The sequence below is a fragment of the Bradyrhizobium sp. SZCCT0231 genome (assembly GCF_018130245.1).
Taxonomy (GTDB): domain Bacteria; phylum Pseudomonadota; class Alphaproteobacteria; order Rhizobiales; family Xanthobacteraceae; genus Bradyrhizobium; species Bradyrhizobium japonicum_F.
Map to the genome: position 1 here is coordinate 117,942 of NZ_JAFCKP010000004.1, position 24,222 is coordinate 142,163.

Here is a 24,222-nt window from a genome sequence, read left to right on the forward strand (position 1 = left end):
TTTCTCAATGCGATGTATTTATGATGACGCGGTGACAACGTGGGTTGTCGCACGTTGCGACGTGACACTCCCACAGCCGGGCGCGTTGCACGGCAGGAAGTAAGTAGTTGCATCTCGGACAAGCTGCCTTGCGGCCTCGGGCTATCGGTCCAATCAACACACTGTCTTTCTTCGTATCTTTATTTACTACGGCTCGGATCTCGTTGATTTCGTCTACAGTTAGCCCATTGGGAAAGAGCAATGGCCCGCCCCCGCCCATTGACCTTTCAAGCGCCTTGGCTGCCGCCCACGGCGTTGTCGTCGCAAGCATCCCATTCCAAGCCGCATCCCAGCTTGTTTGCCCCACCCCCGGTGCAATCCGGCGTTCATCGATTCTCTCCGCGTTCGGAGTGAGAGACTGTTTCGTCGCCTCATCTACTTCTGATCCGAGCCATTCCTGCAACTGCGCATGGGCCACCGTCGCCTGCTTCGGATCTTCCATGACTATCTTTGTCAGAACGGCGGCAACAGAACGATCGAGAGGCGAGAATTGACCCTGCCCGCTCCTGCAGCCTCTGGCGGCTGCAAGCCACTTAGCAAAGCATTCGCTGGTCAGTTCGTCGGCGCTGTCGCAACGGGGCGCGATTTGCAGAATCATGTCAAAAAGCGCGTATAAACCCGAGACACGATCGGCTCCTCGCGGACGCTGCTCAAGTAGTGCGAACATTGCGGCAAATGCTTTCCTTGCCAATGAAATCGCAGGACGCTTGGCACGCTTCTTTGCATCTCTGCTCGATGACCGCGTGGAAGCCGTAAGCTCCTCCTCATCTTCATCGTCGAGCGCATCATCTTCGACATCGGGAAGAGACGATGCGAAGCGACGGAGCAACGCGTCGAACAACCCATCAAAACCACCCTGCAGGGCCCCACCCCGCCATCTCGAATTCATGTCGAATGCGCTGATCGGATTGAACGTGGATGCGTCAATATTGGACGTCAAGCTAGGCGGCATAGTTCGATCCGCGCGTGCACCGCACTGACGATCCGCCGCATCGAGCGCGGCCTCTGGCGAGCGCGCAAGGTATTGCAGAATAGCGGCGATATCGGCGCTCGCGCTCGTGCCGCTCAGTATCCGACCTAAGGACCGCGCGATCGGCCCCTTTTCACGAACGGCGCCGAGCATCTCTTCAATTACAAGCCATCCGCGCAGCTCGGTATCCTGACGCTCCAATATGAGCTGAACCGACGATGCTCGGGCAATTGGGTCAACCTCGGCCGGAACCAAGGCGTTAAAACGGCCCTCCTCATCCACCGTAATGCCGCCTATCGGATCGCGCCGGGCGCCCGATGAAAGCAGACCACTCCAGGCGCCCTTGGTATTTGCCAATCCAAGGATACGGCCGCTAATACGTCGGCTGTTGAGATGCGCGACGATGCAGGGTCCCCGCAATTCATCTGGAGCTCTTTCCCCCGTGGCTTTACCGCTGTGCGAACCAGAGGGGCGCCAACCGAATGAGTAGGACTTATCGAACCTTCTAACAACGACTGCCTCAATATTCCTACCCGACAACGCTGCAGTAGTGGCATTAGCACTACCTGTCACAACGAAGCTTCCGCGCCGACAATTGATCTCGAAGAGCTTGGCGTGGAGCGATCGTGTGTCATTGAACAAGTCGGCAGCTACTGGCGCGACCCTGAAGCCAACCTCGGCACTTGCGGCAAAGTCGAATATTTCTGGCGCCCTTGGTGGCACGGCTACAAACACTTCATCGCAAGACAGCTTTTGCGCCAACTGCTTCACTCCATGATGCAGCGAGAAAAACGGCGACACGACGGTCAACGACACTGCACCGCCGGCATCCGCTGCCATGTCCGCAAGCTGCTTGTCCAAGGGCTCAGACATCGTATGGAGCACACGCGAATTACCAGCTTCTCTCGCGCGAGAGGACTGGCGGCATGCCGCGATGAAAGGTGAAAGATCAGGCATGCGTTCGACGCTTATACGATCGCGATGATCTCCAAACGCCTCAAAGAACTGTGCAATGTCTCCAAAGCAAGCACTGTCGCGTTCGGGGGCAAGAACGTCCAACACCTCCGTGTTGTAGCCCCACCCTCCGAAGGTTAGATTTCCTGAGCCAATCGTTGCGCGCACAGCGCCGTTTTCCGCAACGAGGACGCTGATTTTGGGATGGAATACGCCTGCCGGCTTAACGCCCACGGGAACGACATCGTAATTTCGTCCAGCACCTACCGCTCCTGCATCAGCAAGAGACGTTCTGTAACCTTCGATGTCGGCTAGTATGGTGAGCCCACGGTAATTGCGAGCGACAGCAGAGACGATGGCGGACTCCACGAAGGACAAACTCAAAGAGTAGGTTGTGAACAACAACGAGGACCATCGCTCCGCCAAAAGCAAGTCTCGTGGACCGAACGGCGAGTCTGTCATTTCAATTGAACTTAGTGGCGAATGCTGTTTTCGATATTTTTGTCCCTGCTGATCAAGAATCGCAAAGACCTGTCGACCCTCACATCATCGAATTGGTCGCAAACCATATCGATGGCGCGCAAAGTTCTAGATTCGAAAGTCTCATAGTCCGAAAACAAAACACCAATCTTGCGCTCGACGCTGAGCACGGTGGAGACCGCCTCCGTTGGGCGCATCAAGAACGAACGATAAGGGCTATTTCCGATCTGAAGGGGGTCAGCTGCCCGCGTAAGATAGAAGTGACGGGAGAGACGCATAATTGCTTGCCGTTCTGCAAGCGAAAAGGCGACCATTGGAAAAATTGGATTTACGCCAGGATTGGTTGCCATAAAGCCTCATGGAGTGAATCAATGCCGGCTAGTCGACCACAGACTTGTGGTAACAACAATCTGTGATTGTCTCGTAGGTTCGTCGTAGATTGCGTTGCATCTCGCAGTCGCAGCATTTTTACTCCCCGACCGTATTCGGGGCAGCATGAGAGCGCTGCCTCATCACGGCAACGCGGCAGAAGCTCAATCGCAGCTAAGCCTGCTCGGTCCCCATTGATCCCATAGGCATTTCCGCGTCCTGGCTCGGACCGTGGCTTGGAATAGGCACAGAAGCGGCACACCCAGCTTTTCCTAGACCGCGCCGGGATAATCCTTGGCACCGAGTCGCCGGCGTCCTTGTATCGAGAAAACAAGGTGATCCGAGCGACGACCGTGGCGACTATCAGAAAGCTCAGAGGACGTTGGCAGGCGCAGGTGCGTCGTCGAGGCGTCCCTCCCCGCGCCAAGTCGTTCGATACCAAGACTGCAGCGGAACGTTGGGCCCGCGATCTTGAGGCAGAAGCTGATCGGTCTGGCTGGGTCGCTGATACGCGCGCTGCCGAGAAGACGACGCTAGGGGAGCTTCTGTCCCGTTACGCGAATGAGGTGACACCTACCAAGCGTGGTGCCGTCTCCGAGAAAGCGCGAATCAATACTATTGTGCGCTGCCCCATCTCTCACCGCACGCTCGCCAAGCTTACCAGTTCAGACGTCGCGACCTATCGAGACGAGCGGCTCAAGACTGTTGCCCCCGCGACGGTCGTTCGAGAGCTCAACACCGTATCGCACGCAATTGAAGTCGCGACCCGCGAGTGGGGTCTTTGGGTCCCTCGCAATCCCGTCAAGTTGGTCAGACGTCCACCAGTCCCGCGTGGTCGAACACGCAGGCTTAAGGACGGCGAAGAGCAACGACTGCTTGATGCCTGCGACCGCGGACGCACCCCGCTGCTCAAGCCGCTGATTATCCTTGCGATCGAAACAGGTATGCGGCGGGGAGAGCTGCTGGATCTCAAGTGGGAACACGTCGACCTGAAGCAGGCCGTTGCGCATCTTCCATTGACGAAGAATGGTGATAGCCGCGATGTGCCCTTGTCACGGCGGGCAGTCCAGACACTGCAGGACCTTCGAACGAACGGCGCAAAGGTAGAGCGAGTTTTTCCGGTGACAGGCAACTCGGTGCGGCTGGCGTTCGAGCACCTGCGGGTCCGCGCCGGAATGTCGGATTTTCACTTCCACGACTTGCGACATGAGGCGATCTCTCGGCTTTTCGAGAAGGGTCTCAATATCGCCGAAGTCAGCGCGATCTCGGGACATCGCGAGCTCAAAATGCTGCAGAGATACACGCATTTGCGCGCGGTCGATCTGGTCGCACGCCTTGGGTAGCGCTCCATCCACTCACTTCACCGAGTAAACAGGAAAAGAGAGAATGCTCAGAACCACACTTGCGCTCGTCGTCCTAACTACCTTTGCGGTGGGCACTAGCTCCGCGCAACAACGCCAGCTGACGGATGCTGAGAAGAAGATCATCACGAGCACGTATGGGAGCCGGCTAAAGGATCCACTATCGGCTCAATACCGGTGGCCCAATCTAATCAAGGCTCGGGCAGATGCGCCCGACTACTGCTTCCAGGTCAACGCCAAGAACTCTTACGGTGGTTATGTAGGTTTTCAGACTGTGTTGGGCTCGGTAACACAGCGGAACGGCACTATCGTTGGCTATCACTACAAAATGGGTGCCGAAAGCAGTTCGATGATGAATGATACAGCAAGCGAATTTTGCGCGATCGGTGGTTATAGATTTCAGTAACCTGCCTTTGCGGTCGTCCCTTCTAGGGCTTCGCGACGAGCGAGGTCCTAGAACCTTTTTAGGAAGCCCAATCCATTGCGTAACGGGTCCACCAAACTTTTCCGCTTTACCCTTGGCCTTTAGTCTTCTATCTGCAGAGCACTAGTTGCGCAGAGGGGCCGTGGTCGATCGACGCGCCGCCGCTGCCGTCAATGGCGCTTCGGCCACTTCCCGTGGCGGCACACACGACCCAATCTCGACCGGCACGAACGGCGCTCTACTCGCTTCAGCGTGCTTGCCCTTGGATTACCCCTAGGACCTGCAGCGACCCCGCTCATCAGGCAAGGCGGCCCTCAATGGAGGGATACCGTCACAGCGTGGCTACTTACGCAGCTGATACCTGGGACATTCCCAAGGTAGGGCCGAACGCGATTAGAAGGTCGCTGATGGCGCGGAGAGGTCCGTCGCCGTTTGGGACACCCCGGGGCTGAAACAACGAATCCTGGGCCGGTTTCTGAGTCACGGCGCGGGGCGCGGAAGGCCTCCAGTCAACCCGACGGTCGGTGGGTGAGCCGCTGAAGGCGGCGAGCATGGCCGGAAGGGCTCCGTCTCCTGAAGCAGGATCTTCGTCTCCGGGAGGATCTTCATCTCCGGAGATGGGATCAAGAGCCGGCCGCAGGCCGGCCGGGGTTTGGGGGCGGCAGCCCCCAGGAGCGAAGCGACCGAGCGTAGCGAGGGAGACCGCGAGTTTCGCTGTCACGCTTGTCCCCTCTCTTTAAGTAACCTCTATACTAACAACTAAACTAGTATTGAAAAAATCGTGACACGAAGTTCGCCGACCAATGAAGCACGAAGCATCTGAATATCCACCCATTATTCCTATCCTAGCAGATATCAGGGTCCAACAAGCCGGGTTAGATTTTGTTGGACCCTGCCGGTTTAGCTAGACCGTTTTGTTGGACCCTGCCGGACAAACCAAGGCCCTCCTTTGGCCTCCAAATCGAGGCAAATCTGCTTCCAACGTATGGCTGTATCCCGGTTGATATTCTCGCCCCAGGCGTCATTGTAAAGGTCGGCCAACTTCTGGCCTGAGGTCTTCGCACCGCTCTCTCTGGCCTCGCAGAATTCGCCGTAGAAGCGGGTATAGGCGACTTCATTCCCCCGGAGTTGCTCCAGCCTCTTGGCCTGCTGGGGGTGCGCGGCCGGGTTCGAGGTCGCCCGCATGAGCCGTTCGAGCGCCTTCTGGTTTTGGGCATCTTTAGAAGCACGGTGACGCTGCTGGCGCTGGCTATCCGTTGTGCGCTTTCGATCCGCCCTGATGCGGAGCAACGCGGCATTCTCTAGCTCTTTGAGGTGTAGGTCGCGCTCGCGGGTGCGTTCCTTCCTGACAGTCTTCGACTGCCCGGCGAGCTTCGCCACGCGTCGCCAATCAGGCCTCCCGGTGTGATGAGACGGGTGGTCATCGAGCTCCTCGATAGCGGCGACATCGTCGGGGTCCATTGCTTGGCTCGCCGGTCCAGGACTTGGCGGGGTCGCAAAGGGCTTCGATGTTGAGGGATCCTCGTTCGCTTTATTCTCGGGCGTCGAGGTCTGTGCCTGATCTGCGGCCTGCTCCGGATCGGGATCCTCGTCCAGCGCCACGATCACCGCCTCTTCGACTGCTTCGGCGCCGATCTTAAGGCCCCGGTCGGTGAGATCGTCGAGGTAGTGGTCCGGGAGCTCGTTATTGCCCCGACCTTTGGGAAACTGCTCGCAACCCTCATTGCGATCGTTTTCGAGAGGACCAATGCGGTCGTTGTTCGAGTGCGATGGAACGTGACTGTTAGCGGCATGTTGGATTGTCTCAGAAACTGGACGTCACGTCCTAGCGCAGCGAGAATCAGTCGCCAAGTTCGGATCCTGAGTTCCCATTCGATGAACCTGCGCACGCAATGGAGAAGACCTCTCATGCCGAACTGTTGCGCGAGATGATCCGCTTTGCCGCCCAGCCGCGATGGAGTTGGAAGTCGGAGGCCAGAGTTCCACCACACGCTGAACACGTTAATCGATCGGACCGCGTCGTGATGTCCGCAACGCGAGCTCCCGCCCGCGCAACAGATGGGAGCGGTTAGACAGAACGAGTTGAAAGTTCTGTAGGGGCCGCACAGAATTTCTGTGCACTTCGCACAGAAACCGGCACCCCAATCTGTATGAAGTGACAAGAAAAATGGCGTTACAACGTTATCTCATAGAAATATAGCGTGCGATTTCCGCAGAATTTGCGAACTGGACACCAAATTACGGGAGGAAATTTTGCATTATGTTCCCAGCTAGCGGGCAGGTGGAAGACGTCCTAGGCGGATAGAAGACCATAATTGCGGAGAATGACCTCCTGAAAATAGGTTCAGTTTTTTTGTAGCGGATCAGCCTGGGCCAAGCCTGACAATCTCCGGAAACGCGTTGGCACAAGCTCGAATGCATATTCGCTGCGCGGGTAGCAGGCGCAAATTATTTCCGGCCGGAGGCACCATTCCAGCGCTCACGCGCTCCAAATCAACGTGCGAGCTCACAACGAGCGAGAGACTCGAAACGAGTCCGAGTAAGATGGCTGAACTTCGCTACGTCAGCTGCTGATATCTAACGCGGCCGAGTTCCTTCGATTGCCCTTGGGAGTTTGTTCAAGCGAGTAGTCAACATGATTCTCGGAATCAATGTTTCAGCTCTCGGTCCATGCGCGCAATTTTGTTGCTCGATCGACTTAGAAAAACGCTTCGCCCGCCGCAGACATCGTCGCGGTCAGAAGCGCTCGATCGAGGTATAGATTTCGGCTTTCGCAGCTCGTCTCCGCGATGAGCAAACAGCTGTGGCAAGCGGCTCCGTGGGTTGCGCGATCACCGCTCTGAGTGTCGGGCTCGTGATCAGAGCAAACCGGGTCGTTCGAGCATATCGCAACTCGATCCAAGGCCGATTTGAGGATGGAGGCGAATCGAGGAGCAGTCGCTACGAGGCCTCCCAAAGTTCCCTGTGCTCCAGCCGTCGCGGTATAGATCAGTAGCCCGAAGCGGCCTCCGTCGACCTCAGGCAGCGCGTAAATCCTTTCCTTGAGGGCACTGGCTGGATATCCGCAATCAAGGGCAATTTCAGACATGAGCGCGTGCGACAGGCTATGCAGTAGTGCATAGGGCAGACCGGGATACTTCGGACCTTTACCTCCAAATCGGAGCGACCAATGCTGAAACCCAGCGATCAGCTTCGAATCTCGTTCCTTAGCCGGCTCCCCGTTCATCCAAGCGCGGATTTTGGCCTCGTCAAAGTGCACAAACAGGCCTTCGCCAAACTGTTCGATCGCAGGTAACCAATCAGCGTCTCTCGATATTGGCGCACCGTCGACCGCTAGGCTCACGTCCTCGATGTCGCCATCGCTAGACGTGGGTGCGGCTTCGAATCGCGTAAACCCATATAGGCAAGAAACCTCTCGAAGCCTGTGGACTGCGACGAGGCTTTTTACGCTCGATAGATCAATATCCGGCGCGCCGGCCCAGGTCTCCCGCTTCAAGGTTTGAGCGTAAAGTTTGGCGGCCGGGTGGTTCTGCCCTATCTCGTCGCGGCCGCTGGCGAAAACATCGAACTCGGCCACCTTGGGGGACTTTGAAGCATCGGCTTTTGCCCCTTCGCGAATTCTGACAAGGCGATCAAAAATGTCTTGATCGGCGAACTCTCCGAGCGAAGCAGCAACCTTGGGATTGAACAGCTTTGCTCCGACGACATGCTCAACTGATTTCACGTTGGTGAGCTCCCCTGAGAGATCCGCAACCAACTTCGTTAGCTCATCCTCTTCTGATGGGAGCGAGATAATCGTTAGAACCTGGGGAAAATAGGTATTCGTGGCCGTTCGGGTGAGAAGCTTTAGATTCAGATCACACCCATCCGGGTCCTTGTCGAGCAACCATGGGCGCTCACCTCGGCATTTTCCAAGCCTGCCTGGAATAAACGCCTCTTGGAGGGATAGCCGCCTGCCGCAGGCGCACACGACGGAAGTATCTGCGGGGTCGGCGCTGGTCCCCTTTTCTTCTACCCACATCGGCTCCTGGCAAACCGTGGTGCCATGCACGACCCAGCGCCAATCGATGTCCTGCAAGTGCCCCTTTGTGCAGGCGCAAACGAAGCGGATTGGCGTTACTTCGCTCTTTCGGCCATCGTCGAAGTTGAAACGCTTGCGGCCCGTGGCATCCAAATCTCTCCATCGCACCAGCCTCCGGCGACGAAACCCCGCAGGCCCCGTTCCCACGACGTCGACCTCCTCACAGACGAACCAGGCCGGAAATATCGCCGATGATATGCCGCGAGGCTCTCCGTTAGGCGCCGCTTCGGTGGTCGGGGGCGTTCGAAGGGAAAGACTCTTGCTCTGTTCCAGCCGGTTCCGCTCCTTCAGGAGCTTTTCGAGACGCTCCTGAAGCCTCGGCTCTGATAAAGTTGTGAACCCGCCGCCCTTCATGTCCCATTGCTCGAGTCCACCGATGACAACGGATCGAGTTGGCAAATCCACCATAGCCCCCGGGCCGAACGTGGAAATGACCTGGCTGAGGCGCTGTGTATTCTTGCTCATCAGACGTCATCCGCGTTGGCTATGACTTTTCCATCGGGGTCTTTCACCTTCAGCGTCACGCTGGGTTCAACATCGCGCATCGACCGACCCGCAATGAAAAGCTGATGGCCTTGCGAGAGGTTGGGTATTTCCGGCGCGAGCGGCATATGAAGCAGTCGGTTTGGACTCTTTTTGTGGGCGTAGGCGAAAACGTTTCCGCCAGCGGCCTGATCTTGCGCGGTCGCTATCCATGCGTCGAGAATGGCGTCAATCTGAAAGGCGAGAGCCGTCTTGCCCCCGGCAATTGCCTTGTCAGGAGCCCGACTGAGAATTGCATCACGAACGCGCTGTCGCGTCAGAGGATGATCCTTAAGCACCCCGACAGCAGTATCCGGAGTTAGGCTCTCATCCACGTGACGGGCGGCGGCGACCACGATTGCGGCCAAGGCCCTGTCGAGTGCCCTCGCTGCCCACGGTGTTACGCTGGTGGCTTCGACCGCTCGATAGAAAGTTCGATGAAATTGGCAGAATTGCTCAAAATGCATTCGGTCGCGTGGCTTGTGCACGTTAAGCACAACAACCACCAAACCAGGACGGTCGTGATCGCGACCGACGCGGCTCGTAGCCTGAATATACTCTGCCGCAGTCTTCGGCTGGCCCTGGACCAGCATCAAGCCTAGTCGGGTGATATCCAGACCGACCGAAATCATGTTGGTGGCAAGCGCTACGTCCACGACCTCATTCGGCGAACCGAAGACGGCTTCAAGGCGCTGCTTGGCCTCGGCGACTTTGTCGGTCGACTCGCGCGATGTCAGCTCCATCGGAGCTTTGATTTGTCGATCTGCGAAAATGACGTCCGGTTGTTCGACCCGGCATCGCTGTGTGCCATAACGGCTGACGCGATCGCGGACTTCGTCTTCGACTATCCGTCTGGCTCCACCCAGTTCGCGGAGAGCGTTGAAGTAGCATAGCGCCGTCATGTATGGATCGGCCGGATTGTTCTTGCCCGGCGGAACAGATTCCGCGGCCCGGTCGTAAGCAGCTTGCGCCGCGGACAACAGGGTCGTGAGGGCTCGCAGATAGACAAGCTTGGGACCTTTGCCTTGCGCGGCTATGCCTAGATACCAGCGTGCAGGGTTCTTGGAAGAGGGGACCGTCTGGGCAAAAAAGCTATCCGTGCGGTCGACCCCCGGAGGCGGAAAAATCTGTGTCGAAGGCCGGTCGAAAAGCGCCTCGATCTGCGCGGCAGCGCGTCTAACGGTGGCGGTTGAGGCAACAATCTTCGGTCGGATACGCTTGTCGCCTTTCGTGCGCGTCGCAAGCTGATCAATCGCGCATTCGTAGAGACCCGCGACGGTGCCAAGTGGCCCAGCGATTAGATGAAGCTCGTCCTGGATGATCAAGTCCGGCGGATCGAGCGACCAACCGTTCCCTAGCGGCTGTCCTTGTCGAGGTTCAGCTGCTCCAAAGAAGCCGAGCCCCTCTTGATATCGATCAACGTGTCCAAAGAACGCGCCTGTTTGCCCTTCCCAAGGCAAGCTCGCGAATTTGTCGACCGTAGCTATCAGAAACGCGGGTAATCGACGATAGATCGGCTCGTCAACGGTGAGCACGGGCAAAGCGCGGTTACCCGTAAACTCGCAGGAAAGGTTGTCACAGCGGATCTCAAGGTTGGTCGGGGCCGTCTCGTTGGGACGGCAAGCAAAGGAATTTTTCGTGAAAGGCGTTCCGCACCATGGACAGGCTTTTAGGGGAGCCGGCGCCCTTTTGTCTTTGTTGTTTCGATACCGGCGAACGCGTCCAACCGCCGTGTGTTCGTCCGTGTTGCCTTTGCCACCCAGTTTGTTGGGGGACGCATCGGACCCGACCCAAAGCCCGATTTCGATCGGCCAATCGCCCAGGAGTCGCCTTCCCTTCTCATCGAGATTGGCCGGATTTGTCCGCATTAGCTCGAGGGCACAGACCACGCCCGCGGCGCGGGCAAGCTGGTCGAGCGTCAGGAGGCGCAACGTGTAGCGCATGATGACAGCCACGCCGGCGCCCAGAATGCCTGGGCCGGTCAGCCGCCGGAACGCGATGACGAAAGCAGCAAGACCCAGATAGGCCTCGGTCTTGCCGCCCCCCGTCGGGAAAAACAGCAAGTCCGCCTTCTCTCGATCGGGATGCGCCTTCTCCACGAGACCGGACAGATTCAATAGAATGAAGGCGAGCTGAAACGGTCGCCATTCGGGCTTGCGCTGGGCCGCCGGGTCTCCATTCGGACCGGCGTTGCGCCGGCGGGCAGCCATAGTGATGGATGCATTCATGAAGCGAAATGCCGTCCGCGCAATGCTGTTTGAGCTTACGAGATTGATGCCGGCCGCGATGCGGTCGCGAGCGGCCTCCATATCCGCGATCAGGCGATCAGCGGTCGCTTGACGTTGCCCTGAAAGACTCTTGGCTTTCACGCGCTCGAGCCCGATCCACACTTCGTATAGGTCTGGAAGAGCCGCGAGAGCATCGGCGAGTGGCCTCTCGCCCTGAATGGCCTTCTCGACAAGATCCTCCATGCCGAAAGCGACGCGAGATGTCAGCGTTTCATCCTCATTGGGCGCCACACGTTCGACTTCTGCAATCGGAAGCGGGTCGGTCCAGACGCGCTGAACAGCTACTGCCGCGTTCTCCGGAGCGCTCCAACCCGCGGCTGCATTGCGCCCAACGGCCCATTCGCGGATGTCGCGATAGTGCAGATCAGCAAGTTGCAGATCGCTATCCTTGGTCTTCATGCCTGACAAATCACGGCGCGGCTGAAACCCGGACGGACAGACAAGTTCAAGCCGTGCCTGAAATGCAAAGGAGACGTCGGCGTAACTGCTCTGAGGCACGATGGCCCGCCTATTGACGAGAAAAACGGTTAGCGCCCGCACCCGCTCAGGTGTGCCATCCGGCGTCACATAGTCGAAAATGCGCGAATGGGATTCGAGCTGAAGCCCGCCGCCACGTCGTTGCTCAGCGGCGCTTTCCCGAACAACAATCGGATTAGCTCGGCCCTCCTTCGTCAGTTTGATCGTTTCGGTGCGTGCCTTGGGAATACGGACCCATTCGACCGCGACGCGAGTCTTCCGCCTTCGTTTTCCGTCCGCGCTTACCTCCTCAGGCTCGGATTCGCCGATCAACACGCTCTCAGGAAGCGGGGGCTCTGTCCGATAGTCTCCCCAACTGACGTTTGCTTCGATTTCGGTCACGTCTGGGTCGAGCAGAACTGTAAGCCCGATCGACGACGGCAAGAACCGGCGCGACGTATTCGGCGCATCTGGGGTCTCGTTATCTCCCGCCGCTCCACCCGCCCCTGCCGGATCGGGAGCATCCGTCTCCGGATCAAGCTCCTCCTGGGCGCTGGGATCAACGACCTCATCCTCTGCAGCGTCGAGCGCCATAGGATCGTCGGTCGGCGCGATGAATCCAGCGAGATACCAACGCGACGGCCGGTCGCTGAGCCGTTCTCGCTCCAGCTCCGCGTCAGTCGGCGCGACACTGACGGGCAACGGGCCGATCAAGTCACGGCGGAAGGTGTTGACGATGCCACCCCGGATTTCATTGCTATTCGGCATTTATGCCCTTCTCTCTCATGGCCGTCCGAGCTTGTCTGCAAGCTGCGCCCACGAAATTCGTTTGAATTTCCACGCGCGCACTCTCTGCTGTCTCTTGTTCGCTCTCTATTCGAGGTCCAAGAACCCCACCTCGTCATCACTCTTCTTGCCCTTCACGCCCGGCGCGATACCGAGGCGGACTTCCTCGGCGTGGCGTTCGGCGTTGAGGGCAAGGAGGCGGGCCAGGACTTCATCGCGGAAATCGGACGGCCAGAACAAACGACCCTGATAGGTGTGGTCGTCCTCGTTGGTCTCGTCGAGGAAGATTGCCTGGGCACGCGCGGCGATATCGTGCCAATCGGCCCCATAGGTTTCCAAAACGGCTCGGTCCATGGCGGCATGTAGCTCGCGCAAGCGCCGAATGTCCTCAGAGGCTTCGGTTCGATCGTGAAAGCGGTTGTATATCTTTGTCATGCCCTCTTTTCGAGCGACCATAACCTCGGAGCGGTAGCGGTGGTAAGCTTGCCCGGCATCTTCCACTGGCGGCGCAGAGTCCTTGACCCCGGAAGCGAATGGGAAGGTATCAAAACAATCAGACGGAGTGTAACGTAGACGGTCTTCGAGCGTTGAGGAAAAGAACCGGCTCCAAAGCTCATGAGCCCTTGATTGCAACGCCCCAAACAACGACAAGCGATCTGAGCAAATGACGTTGGCAGAACCGCTTATAATCCAACCAGCAGGAACCTTCATAAAGGCGTGGTGCTTGGCAACTCGAGGTCGGACCAATACTTCTGTGAGTTGATTCATCTTGGCCCTTAATTCTGGTCGCGGCCAGAGAAACTGCCACCACGGCATATCAGATACACGCTTCGATTTCTTTGCCCGCTCCTCTTTTACTGTTCGCTCAATTAAGCGATAAGCGGCAGGATATCGCCGTTCGAAATCAGCTCGTTCCATTTTGCCTATGTAAATAATCTTTCGTTCTGATCTTCCAGTAGGCTCGGTCAAGACATCCTCGCCACCAACATACTCGAATACGATATCGTGATAGCGGCTGTCCGACATCAGCGCCGCGAGTTCTTCACTGCCTTCTTGCAGAATGAACCCTGCTCCATATGGCCCAAAACCCTCATATATGAGACCAGCATTTTGGCGCAGCGCTTCGGGATCATCGTTCATTGCGTTGGGCTTTAGATAGACTGAGACCGCCGCACATGAACGATCGTCGATGAATTGAGGACGAAGATCGTCCAGTTTTGCTAAATGTAGGACGGAAACGATGACCGTGGCATCTCCAGGCCAAGGAAGACGGCGGCGCGCTCGAAAGAGGTGAAATCCTAAAGATTTTAGGATGCGTAACGTCGATCGACTGTCTCCTTGAGCAATTGTATTTGTTGCGACTAACCCCGCAATACCCTTGTCTCTCAAGAGCGCGAAGGATCGTGCGAAGAAATATAGAACAAGGTCGGTCTTGTCGCCGGCTGTTGGGAATGCTGACAGGATGTATTGTAAGTAGCGATCTCCGATCTCTGAAGATACTCGGGAGCCACCCAGGAACGGGGGGTTTCCTACAACGGCGTCGAAACCGCCATTTTGTCTTGCAAACACTTCCGGAAATTCGATCTCCCAATGAAAAGGTGTAACGGCATGCGCGCCTGACCGAAGCGACGCAACGAAAGGCTGAATTGCTTCGGACCAATTGGTCCCGCCCAATCCGCTTTGGAGCTGCTTTTGGAATGCGACAAGCTTCTCGATCCGCGCCCTGGGCTTATCTTCTGCAAAAAAGGCAGCAACGATCCCATCACCGATCAGCTTGGCTACTTGAGTCTTGGCATCAACCGCGCGTAAGCGGCCTCGGAGCGCCTTTTCATCCTCGAATTCGGCGAGCTCGCGAATTTCGCGACGCCCTGCTTCGGCCTCACGAATATGATCTGAAACAAGCTTTCCAACGAATGTTGGCGGCTGCGATGCATCCCAGTGGGTCGCCGCGATCTGCGCTTCTGTCAGGCCAACCAGACTATCGCCCGACTTGAGCGCGTGATCGAGAAAGGTGAACTCATGATCTCGCGCCAAGGTCGCCAGCCACAACGATAGCTTTGCGAGATCCGTGGCGAGCGGATTTTTGTCGACGCCGTAGAGGCAGCGCTGCGCTACGAGCCGCCGAGCGTGTAGTTCCTCGTCCTCGTCGACCGGAATAATCGGCCTTTTATCCGGCCGGCGCGCCCAAGCGGCGACAAGCTTGGCCGCGATCGCGCGACAGGCCTCAACTAGAAACGCGCCCGAGCCCATGGCAGGATCGCAAACCTTCAGATTAAGAATTTGCTCCGACGTCGCATCCGGCCCAAGCCGCTCAAAAGCAGGCTCCAACGCGTAACGCACAATCGGCTCGGTGAGGCTGCGCGGCGTGTAGTGACTACCGGTGCGACGGCGTTCGTCGGTCGGCTGCAGAATCGGGGTGCCGGGGGAAATTTCGCGCTTGCGGGGCGAGGCGCGCTCGTCAATAATCGAGTCCAGCGCAGCAACAATTTCAGCGACACTTTTGGCGGCCTCGATTGGCTTGGCCTGCGCTGCGGTAACCGCACGATCGCCGTCATCCTTGAGATACTTGACGCGATCCTTGCCCCTCTTAGCCAACAACTCATCAAGATTCACAAAGACTGGCGTGCGGTTACTCTTTCCGGCCTTGATCGCGAGCACGCGCCCTGCCGCTCGCTCGACCGTAAAACCCATCACAGTCTCATAGACTGAGCCGATCTGTTCGACATCGAGGGTGCGATAGGACAGGCGCTCACGTGCTCGATCCGAGCCACGTCCTTTGGACTCAAGCGTCATCAGACCTTCGAGCACGCGCAGAATGCAGCCGTCGGAGACTGTGATAACCGCTGGTTTAACGGCAGGTGCCCAGCGCCCTTCGAGAAACGGGAAGGCATCCGGATCGAATAGTTTGCCGCCACGTGCCTGAACAAGGTGTGAGGAGTGGCCGCCATGGATCAGCCGAAATAGGGCCAAGAGGCGGCCCCAGCCGCCGCGCCGCTCGTCCATGGTGTCGGGGTTGAGCGCAGCGTCCTCAGCCAGCTTGGCGTAGAGCCCCCGAACGGAATAGCCGTTGTCATAGAGTGCGCGCGATCGACCGTCATTGCGCGACGGTAGGAGATCGCGATCCTCGGCGTAGAGCACGAACACCAGTCGCATCAAGACGGTGAGCAGGCCTTCGTAAAGATGGCCGGGCTGTTCGGTCGCGAGCGTCCGGATTGCGTCCGGATCGGCGGCATTGAGGCCACGTAACAATTCATGCAGCGCACCGAGCACCTGCTCCGCGAGTGCGGTCGATACCGCCGCCTGTGCCTCGCGGCTCTTCTTCAGGACTGCCGGCAGACGGCGATCCTCAGCATCGGTGAAGAGCCGTCCGCGATCGAGCATCAGCTTGAGCCCGCCGAGCATGGCGCGCCCGCCGACTGTCGCAAGCGACCGGATCGGGAAGGCCAGCCACCCGGAAGTCTCGCCTTTCGGGGCGTAAACCAGCCGGATGTCCTTGTCGGTGATCATTAGTCCGGCGGAAACTCCGGTCTCCCGTAACAGCCGCTCGAAACGTTGATGCGGGGTCGCCTCCCATCCGTCGAGCGCACCGCGCCGATCGGGATCGATGCCCGGCCCTTCCAACCTGACAAGTATCTGCCACTTCTGCTCGCCACCCGAGGGATCGAGGACGGCCCAATCGGGCGAAAGTGTCGTGTCATACTCTGGCAGGCGCAGGCTAAGGCTATCGGGTAGAACGGGGCCGCCGGGCGCACCGGCAACCATCCGCGCTTCCCAGCCGAGGATCCCTTCCGCAAAGGCCCATGGATCAGCCAGAGCTGGCTTGGCCGGATCGGGATCGACAAGCAGTTCAACCTCGGCGCTGTCAATCTGGCTCTGCGGTGTCGGCTCTAGGATCAGGTCCTTGACCACGGCTGGTGCGACCACAAGGCCAACCGGCTGCACGTGGTCCAGCCATTCAAGCGCGGGATCGCGGTATGTCTCTTGCATCGTTTAACCTGAAACCGGCCAGAGATAGACAATGCCGACCGGTTCGAGTCGATGCGCCGTCACGTCGTAAGAATGCATGATGCGCTCCGGCTCCGTTTTCATTTCCTGATCGAGCCGTTCAAGCCGCGTTCGCCAATGACGACGATCCGCCTCTTGTTCCCGCCGCTCCTCCTCGGCGATTCCCGGGAGAGAAAGCTGATTGGGGTCGAATTCGTCCGCCGCCTTGGAAATTCGGCCACGCTGGCGCTCCAGCAATTCGCGCAGCGACTTTGACTCCTCCTCGCCACGCTTGCGCAACAACTTGGTATTGGTTGCAATGCGCTCGCCCGCGATGCTCTCAAGTGCGGGACGCAAATCCGTGATGTCTTGCTCAATTAATGCCTGAACGCGCGCAACCGCCATCGCGGGCGCCGGCGTAGCCGTTCTCAACGCCTGCTCCAGCTGATCAAGCGTCCGCGCTTCGCCGCTCTCGCCCAGAGCTTTCAACGGCTTCCGGGCACGCTCGGCCTCGGACCAGATCGCAGCGATTGGAATTACCTCCTCGTGCAAGCGTGTCGCGCCGCTACCATACAGGCTGAGACGCCCCATCAGGACGATGCGCGGCTGCGCGCCCGGCCCCATGATCACGGAAACGCGTGACAGGCTCGATTCGAAGCCCTGCGAAATGAATCGTGACAACAGCCTTCGGACAAGACGGTGTTCGAGATGAACCTGGACGACGTTCGGCGCGTCGCGCCCGTCCGCCAGCACCGGCGGTTTGAAGGAAATCGAGCGGATCGGCGCGTTCCGCCGCCAATCCGAATAACGTTCGCCGCGCTTTCGCGGCCGGATTCGCAGATCGTCGAACGCATCGCCCCAGCCGCCCTCGCCCTTGAAGGCCAGATGAGAGGAATCGAAACGATAGGTTTCGACCGCGCCGACGGCTTCCGCCCGGGCCTCGTCGAAATGATAACCAGCCCGTTCAAGGGCAACGGCCACCACATGCCTCAAATCATCCTGGTTGACGCCGACCTTCTCCTGCGAGTCTTCCAGCACCCTTTGCAGCTCGCGCTGCTCCTTGGTGATCTTCTCGAAGCGGACGCGCTCATTATCGTCCATTTCGGCCCGCGCCCGAGTCAGACGCTCGGCATCGCTCTCCGCTTCGATGGCTTTGGCGATCTCCGCCGCTGCGCCCTGACGAATGCCGCTTTCCGCTAGCCGCTTCGTCACACGCTCTTCAATCACCTGACCGACCGAGCCGAGCTGATTGCGGATCGACTCGGTCTTGCGCACAAGGGCGTCGAGAACGATGTCCGCTTCGCGCTGCTCATATCTGAAGTAGCGGCAAATGATAAGCTTTGCCGGCTGCAGCTTGCGATCAATGCGCCCGTTGCGCTGCTCAAGACGAGAAGGGTTCCAAGGCAAGTCGAAGTGGATCAAATCCGAGCAATAAGTCTGGAGATTGATACCTTCGCGGGCGGCGTCGGTGCAAAGCAGTATCCGGACGGGTTCGATCGCGGGATCGGTGTTGAAGGCGCGCTTGACGGCTTCGCGCTTGTCCGTGCCGGTGGCACCCGAGAACACAAGGATGCGTTCGTCCGATTTATCGGTGGCATCGATTGCCTCAAGCAGCCGTCGTTCCAACCATCGACGCGTGTCTTCGTATTCAGTAAAAATGATCAGGCGTCGGTTGTTCCAGGCCTTACCCGAGAGCATATTGCCCTTGATCCATTCGACGAGCCAGCGAACCCTGGCGTCGGGACGGCTTGCGGAAGCCTCAGCAATCGCGAACATATCATCGACTGCGGAAAGCTCTGCTTCAAGGGCGCCTTTGGTAGCTCCAAGCGCTCCCGCGCTTGAGGCCGCCTCAGTCGCAGATTTCTCATCCTGATCGATCGTGGTTTCGGCGTCCGCATCATCGAGATCAAGCTCTGCCGTAACTTCGCCACTCGATGACATGACGAATGTTAAGGCAGCCTGGGTTTCACGAGCTGAAATCTCCCCATCAATCAGCGTGGCGAGTGAAGAGCGATGAACTTTGAGCGTTTTGGCAAATGCAGCGACTGATGAAAGAAGGCGTTGCTGCAAGCCAACAAAGGCAAGCTTGGCTAGGGCAGCCTTCTGGCTCGGCAGCGTCGATATGCGCGCCATGCGAAGCTCGCCGTAAGCCGCAAGTCGGCGAGCTAGATCAAGTTCCGGCGCGTCCGCCGGGAGGCCCGCAATCGGAATTGCTTCGATCCGCCGCTCTGGAAACGCCTCGCCGAGTCGTCGAAGGTCTGATTTCAGCCGGCGGACCATGACCGGCTCCAAATCCCTCGGTCGCACCTCCACTCCGCGCGTAAACCGCTGTGGATCGAGCATCTCTAACAAGGCAGAAAAGCTGTTGCTGTGACCATTGTGCGGAGTTGCGGAGAGGAACAAGCGATGTTCAAAGCGTTCTGCGATGTTGCGGACCGCTTTGGTGAACTGGCTCGAGATCGCATAACGCGATCCTCCAGCGGGGGCCGCATGATGGGCTTCATCAAGGATCAACAAGGCACGGGCACGAAACTCCCCCAAGACATCCCTAAGGCCGGAGACATAGGTCTCGTCCGTAAGAAGACGGTGAGAAATGATGAAGCGCGAACCTGTTCGCCACGGATTGACACCAAAGCCGTGCAAGCGCCTCATCTCGGCGAGATGTTCTCGGTCGACGATCTGGAAGGACAGGCCAAATTTCGCCTGCAGCTCGTCCTTCCACTGCAAAGTCATAGAGGGCGGCGCTGCCACAACGATGAAGTCTATGCGGCGGCGCAGCAAGAGCTCCCGTGCGATCAAGCCGGCTTCAACGGTCTTACCAAGCCCGACGTCATCCGCGATCAGCAGATTTACTCTCGGAAGGCGAAGGGCTTTCCGTAGGGGCAGGAGCTGGTAGGTATCCAGCCGAATTCCCGCCCGGAAGGGCGCTTGAAACAAGTCCCGCTCAGCGGCGGTAGAGGAATTCCAACGGATTACTCGCAGATGGGCCGCGAACACATCGGCCGAATCCGGTCCGCCTGCGCCGACGTTCTGCCAGTTATCTTCCCCTAGGACTCTGGGCCCGATCTCGGCATCCCAAATTACCTCAAGTTGTTCGCCCTGCGCGTCGTCGGCAATGCAGGAAAGCCGCAGCGACTCGAACTCACCCTCCCCTTTTACGGTCTCCTCGACCAGCCAAGGCCGCCCCCGGAGCTCCACAAAGGCCCCCGCCTCAAGTTTCCCCGCCATCAATGCTTCCAGATCAGCTTCAATAGATCGGATAGGACAATAGTTGCGGGCATTGCGCCACACAACTAAATGCTAGATTTAGAAACGGCAGGTATTCCGAGGCCACTCAGACGACTCTCTTTGGATTGATGATGGCTCCACAACCCCTCTCAAGAGTGCGATCTAGCGCCAAGGTATTCGCAAGCCCCGAGGCTATCCAACGGCGCCCCCACTTGGCGCCATTCCTTGCGGAGATTGTAGCTCGGTGGGCTGATATCGAAGCCAACGTCGGTTCGATTTTAGCTTTCCTACTTGCAGCTGAGGCAGGACCTACGATGGCGATGCTGCAGAGTGTTCGAAGCACGAGCGCGCAGATGGACATGATTCTATCTGCGGGCAAAATAAAGCTAATGGATCCTGAATTGGAGATGTTCGAGGCGGTCATAAGGCTTGCTCGATTCGCCGCCCGAAAACGAAACAATGTTGCGCACCACATCTGGGCTTATTGTGACGAACTTCCGGACGCGCTCTTGTTAGTTGAGCCTGCGGCATACCTCGACATATTCGTCGCGGTTTCTGAAGCAAATCTAGATCCAAGGTTTGAGACGCTGAATAAAAGCCGGTTCGAACCTGATAGCTCACGAATATTGGTTTACCGCGAGACGGACTTTGTCGAAATCGTTGAAGAGCTGAAATCGATCGCAAGATGCACGACGTTCTTGATAAACTATCTCCACCCGGAACATCCGAGCCGCGACCAAATGTATTCGCTGCTATGGAATGAACCCCTCATTGAATCGGCGGTTAAGGCGGTTCGTAAGAGCCGACCTTCGGCCCCTGAGCCGGAGTAACGACGTGGGCTGGATCGCTGCAAAGCAGCGATCCAGATCCGCCACAGTCCCGGCACGTTCGGCACGTGCTTTCCCTGCGCACCCGACACGATTCGAACGTGTGACCTTTGCCTGAGGAGGGCGCCGCAACCATCCGACCGAGCCACCCCAGGCAAACCTAGCGGTTGCCCGCCCCGCGCCAATCGGCTAAATGAACTCGACTAGCACCCGTAGCTCAGCTGGATAGAGCGTTGCCCTCCGAAGGCAAAGGTCACACGTTCGAATCGTGTCGGGTGCGCCAGATTGCAGCCGCTTTCATGCCGGCACTCACGTCAGCACCGAGATGATTGTCTGGACCTGATCAGAGGCGGACGTCACCAGTCCCTCATATGAGGTCTGACCATGCGCGGCAGTCTTTAGAATGCATTCGGCCACGGCCGCTTTCAGACCGAAGACCGATTGATGGGCCGGCACGCTCGCCATCACGGTCTCCAGCGCTTGACGCATCGTCTGAATGAGTTCGGAGCTGTGTTGCATGGACTGTCCTCCGCGGGCTCATATGGGACCACATCCCAAGGCTTGCCACTCACAAGGCTGAGATTGATCTTTGAACCCGTCGAGGCTGAACGCCTCGATTCAAACGCCAGTGGCCGCATTGAGCACGCCGGCAAACGCGATCCCGGCAACGACGAACAGCGACACCTGACCCATCCATCACCTCGCACTTCTGCTTGCGCGATTGTATCATCTTGCCATGAGCGAATCCGACACGGTGACCGGCAAGGCGGCGCCGGTGCGCAAGATCATCCATATCGACATGGATGCGTTCTATGCGTCGGTGGAGCAGCGCGACAACCCGGAGCTGCGCGGCAAGCCGGTCGCGGTCGGGGGCTCCGCGGAACGCGGCGTCGTTGCGGCGGCCAGCTACGAGGCCCGCAAGTTCGGCGTTCGCTCCGCCATGCCGTCGGTGACCGCGAAGCGGCAGTGTCCCGACCTGATCTTCGTCAGGCCGCGCTTCGAGGTCTACAAGGCGATCAGTAGGCAGATCCGCGACATCTTTGCCGAGCACACGCCCGTTATCGAGCCGCTGTCGCTGGATGAAGCCTATCTCGACGTGACGGAGAACCTGCAAGGCATCCCGCTGGCGCGGGACATCGCGCTGAAGATCCGCGCGAAGATCAAGGCCGAGACCGGTCTCAACGCGTCGGCGGGCATCTCCTACAACAAGTTTCTGGCCAAGCTCGCCTCCGATCATCGCAAGCCCAATGGTCAGTTCGTGATCTCGCCGGAGATGGGCCCGGCCTTCGTCGAGACGCTGCCCGTCGGCAAATTCCATGGCATCGGTCCGGCGACAGCTGCGAAGATGAACGCGCTCGGCATGTTCACCGGTCTCGACATCCGCAACCAGACGCTGGAGTTCATGAATGCGAATTTCGGCAAATCCGGTGCGTATTATTACTGGATCTCGCGCGGTGTCGACGAGCGGCCGGTCCGGGCCAACCGGATCCGCAAGTCGATCGGCGCGGAGAATACATTCTCGACCGACCTCGACGCATTCGACGCGCTGGTCGCCGAGCTCAGGCCGCTCGTCGACAAGGTCTGGCGCCATTGCGAGGCGACCGGCAGCCGCGGCCGCACCGTGACCCTGAAGATCAAGTTCGCCGACTTCGAGATCGTCACGCGCAGCAGGTCCGTCGCAGCGGCCGTTGCCGGCCGGGACGATCTGGAGCGGCTGGCCTGCGGCCTGCTCGAAGCCGAGATGCCGCTGCCCAAGCGCGTCAGGCTGCTGGGGGTCTCGCTGTCGTCCCTCCAGGTCGGGGACGATGCGGAGCCGCAGCTTACGTTGGGCATCTGAACGGGGCTGGAGGCCGCTTCGGCGGACGCGGCATCTTTATCCGCGACGCGGCTCCAAACCTGTCGTAGAGACACCAGACACGCCTTTTTCCCGATTGAGTTGGTATGCTTGCCTTATTGATACGCCTCGGACTGCGCTTCGAAGACCGCATCGAGGAACGCCGGTTCGTCGACCAATATGTCCGGGGCAGTCTCGGATGGACCCAGATCGCGATGCTGCTCGGCGCCGCCACCTATGCCGGCTACACGCTCTGGGACTGGGTGCTCTACCCCGAAGTCGTGCCGACGACGCTCGCAATCCGCGGTGGCACCGCCGTGTTCGTCCTGCTCCCGCTGACCGCACTGCTGTCCCGGCGCTGGATGAAACCATGGGCGGAGACGATCTTCCTCGTCTATTGCGTCATCCCCGGCTGCCTCTTGCCCAGCATCTATCTCGTGCTGCCGTCAGGCTTCACGTTTGCCGCGCCCGGCATGATGATGATCATCCTGTTCGTCTCGACCATGCTGCCGTTGCGGATCGGCTCGCTGGCGATCTTCTGCCTGCTCTCGTGGGTGGCGCTGCTGGTCGCCGAGACATTCGCGCCGACGATGCCGGAGGGCCTGAGGTTCATCAACCATTCGCTCGTCGGCAACGCCTACGCATTGTCGCTCTACGCCGTGGCTGCGCGCGAATACCGGGCACGAAGGCAATTCCGGACATCCGAGGCGCTGCAGCGTGAGAAAGAACGCTCGGAGAAATCGCTGCGCGATCTGCGCGCGACCCAGGAGCACCTCGTGCAGGCGGAAAAGCTCGCCTCGCTCGGGCAATTGGTGGCAGGTGTCGCTCACGAGGTCAGCACCCCGCTCGGCCTCGCCTTGACGACCTCGACGACCATGCAGGCCGACCTGCAAGCCATGGCTGACGCATTGGGCGGAGCCTCGGTCCGGCGCTCCGATCTGACCAAGGGCATCGACAGGCTCAAGCAGGGGCTCAACCTGACCTTCGACAATCTGCACCGCGCATCCGAGATGGTGCACAGCTTCAGGCAGGTTGCCGTCCATCAAGCCGATGAGGACCGGCGCAGTTTCGAGCTCAGGGATTGGCTGTCGGAGTTGATGTCGAAGCTCGGGCCATTGCTGGCGCACCATGGCCTGACGGTCGGGGTCCAATGCCCGGCGGGAGTCAGGCTCAACAGCTACCCCGGAGCGCTGGCTCAGGTGATCAGCAATCTCGCCCTCAACACCGCAGCGCATGCCTATCCCGACAAGAGAGGCGGCCGGTTTGTCATCACGGCCAGCCAGCCGGACCCGGCATCAGTCCGCCTCGTCTGCACCGATGAAGGCGTCGGCATCCCCGACGAATTACAGGCGCATGTCTTCGATCCGTTCGTCACGACAAGTCGGGAGAGCGGCCATGCCGGCCTGGGGCTCCACATCGCCTTTAATCTCGTGGCCTCATCTCTGAACGGGCGCCTGCGGCTCGAGAGCACGACGGGCCCGGGGACGCAGATCGCCATCGAGATCCCGCTCCAGGCATGATCCAGCCGCCATGTTGGAGCCGCCTCGGACGACGCAAACAACGTGCGCGCCGTGCGCGGCTGACGGTGACGGATCCTCAGATCCGCCACCGATGACAGT

The 24,222-nt window shown here is 58.9% G+C and carries 13 protein-coding genes and 1 tRNA gene; 6 read left to right on the forward strand and 8 right to left on the reverse strand.

The genetic code is table 11. The annotated features are described in order from the left end of the window. Positions 1-4 precede the first annotated feature (4 nt). Positions 5-2,332 carry a phospholipase D-like domain-containing protein gene (locus JQ566_RS13565; protein WP_212372733.1) on the reverse strand — a complete coding sequence of 776 codons (2,328 nt, stop codon included), beginning with the start codon at positions 2,330-2,332 and terminating at the stop codon, positions 5-7. Between the two features lie 104 nt (positions 2,333-2,436). After that, a complete protein-coding gene (locus JQ566_RS13570) occupies positions 2,437-2,793 on the reverse strand; it encodes a hypothetical protein (protein WP_212372734.1) in 357 nt (118 codons plus the stop codon). 372 nt (positions 2,794-3,165) lie between these two features. On the opposite strand from JQ566_RS13570, the gene JQ566_RS13575 reads away from it, so the two are divergent. Together JQ566_RS13575 and JQ566_RS13580 are read left to right on the forward strand one after the other, a co-directional pair. Continuing rightward, positions 3,166-4,155 (forward strand): site-specific integrase, encoded by a 990-nt coding sequence (locus JQ566_RS13575; RefSeq protein WP_212373085.1) that lies wholly within the window; start codon positions 3,166-3,168, stop codon positions 4,153-4,155. 43 nt (positions 4,156-4,198) lie between these two features. Further along, positions 4,199-4,579, forward strand: coding sequence for a hypothetical protein (locus JQ566_RS13580; protein ID WP_212372735.1), 381 nt, complete (start codon positions 4,199-4,201; stop codon positions 4,577-4,579). A gap of 918 nt (positions 4,580-5,497) precedes the next feature. Here JQ566_RS13580 and JQ566_RS13585 read toward each other — a convergent pair. The 5 genes from JQ566_RS13585 to drmD all read right to left on the reverse strand — a co-directional run bounded on the left by JQ566_RS13585 (position 5,498) and on the right by drmD (position 19,942). Continuing rightward, the gene (locus JQ566_RS13585) at positions 5,498-6,199 is read right to left on the reverse strand and encodes a hypothetical protein (RefSeq protein WP_212372736.1); all 702 of its coding nucleotides are present in this window, start codon (positions 6,197-6,199) and stop codon (positions 5,498-5,500) included. A gap of 1,096 nt (positions 6,200-7,295) precedes the next feature. Then, entirely contained in the window at positions 7,296-9,143 is a 1,848-nt protein-coding gene (gene drmB, locus JQ566_RS13590; RefSeq protein ID WP_212372737.1) for a DUF1998 domain-containing protein, read from the reverse strand. Continuing rightward, positions 9,143-12,712: a DISARM system helicase DrmA gene (drmA, locus tag JQ566_RS13595; protein ID WP_212372738.1), complete on the reverse strand. Its 3,570-nt coding sequence runs from the start codon at positions 12,710-12,712 to the stop codon at positions 9,143-9,145. The genes drmB and drmA overlap by 1 nt, the downstream gene beginning before the upstream one ends. A 105-nt stretch (positions 12,713-12,817) precedes the next feature. After that, a complete protein-coding gene (locus JQ566_RS13600; RefSeq protein WP_212372739.1) occupies positions 12,818-16,717 on the reverse strand; it encodes an Eco57I restriction-modification methylase domain-containing protein in 3,900 nt (1,299 codons plus the stop codon). A 3-nt stretch (positions 16,718-16,720) separates the two neighbouring features. Beyond that, positions 16,721-19,942, reverse strand: coding sequence for a DISARM system SNF2-like helicase DrmD (drmD, locus tag JQ566_RS13605; RefSeq protein ID WP_212372740.1), 3,222 nt, complete (start codon positions 19,940-19,942; stop codon positions 16,721-16,723). Between the two features lie 314 nt (positions 19,943-20,256). Here drmD and JQ566_RS13610 point away from each other — a divergent pair, with 314 nt between their 5' ends. Then, positions 20,257-20,772 carry a hypothetical protein gene (locus JQ566_RS13610; protein WP_212372741.1) on the forward strand — a complete coding sequence of 172 codons (516 nt, stop codon included), beginning with the start codon at positions 20,257-20,259 and terminating at the stop codon, positions 20,770-20,772. 203 nt (positions 20,773-20,975) lie between these two features. Continuing rightward, positions 20,976-21,052: transfer RNA gene (locus tag JQ566_RS13615), tRNA-Arg, on the forward strand. Positions 21,053-21,078: 26 nt separating this feature from the next. On the opposite strand, the gene JQ566_RS13620 is transcribed toward JQ566_RS13615, so the two are convergent. Then, complete coding sequence (locus JQ566_RS13620) at positions 21,079-21,288, reverse strand: hypothetical protein (protein ID WP_212372742.1); 210 nt, start codon at positions 21,286-21,288, stop codon at positions 21,079-21,081. Positions 21,289-21,505: 217 nt separating this feature from the next. On the opposite strand from JQ566_RS13620, the gene dinB reads away from it, so the two are divergent. Continuing rightward, positions 21,506-22,606, forward strand: coding sequence for a DNA polymerase IV (gene dinB / locus JQ566_RS13625; RefSeq protein WP_212372743.1), 1,101 nt, complete (start codon positions 21,506-21,508; stop codon positions 22,604-22,606). A 104-nt stretch (positions 22,607-22,710) separates the two neighbouring features. After that, positions 22,711-24,123 (forward strand): sensor histidine kinase, encoded by a 1,413-nt coding sequence (locus tag JQ566_RS13630; RefSeq protein ID WP_212372744.1) that lies wholly within the window; start codon positions 22,711-22,713, stop codon positions 24,121-24,123. Positions 24,124-24,222 lie beyond the last annotated feature (99 nt).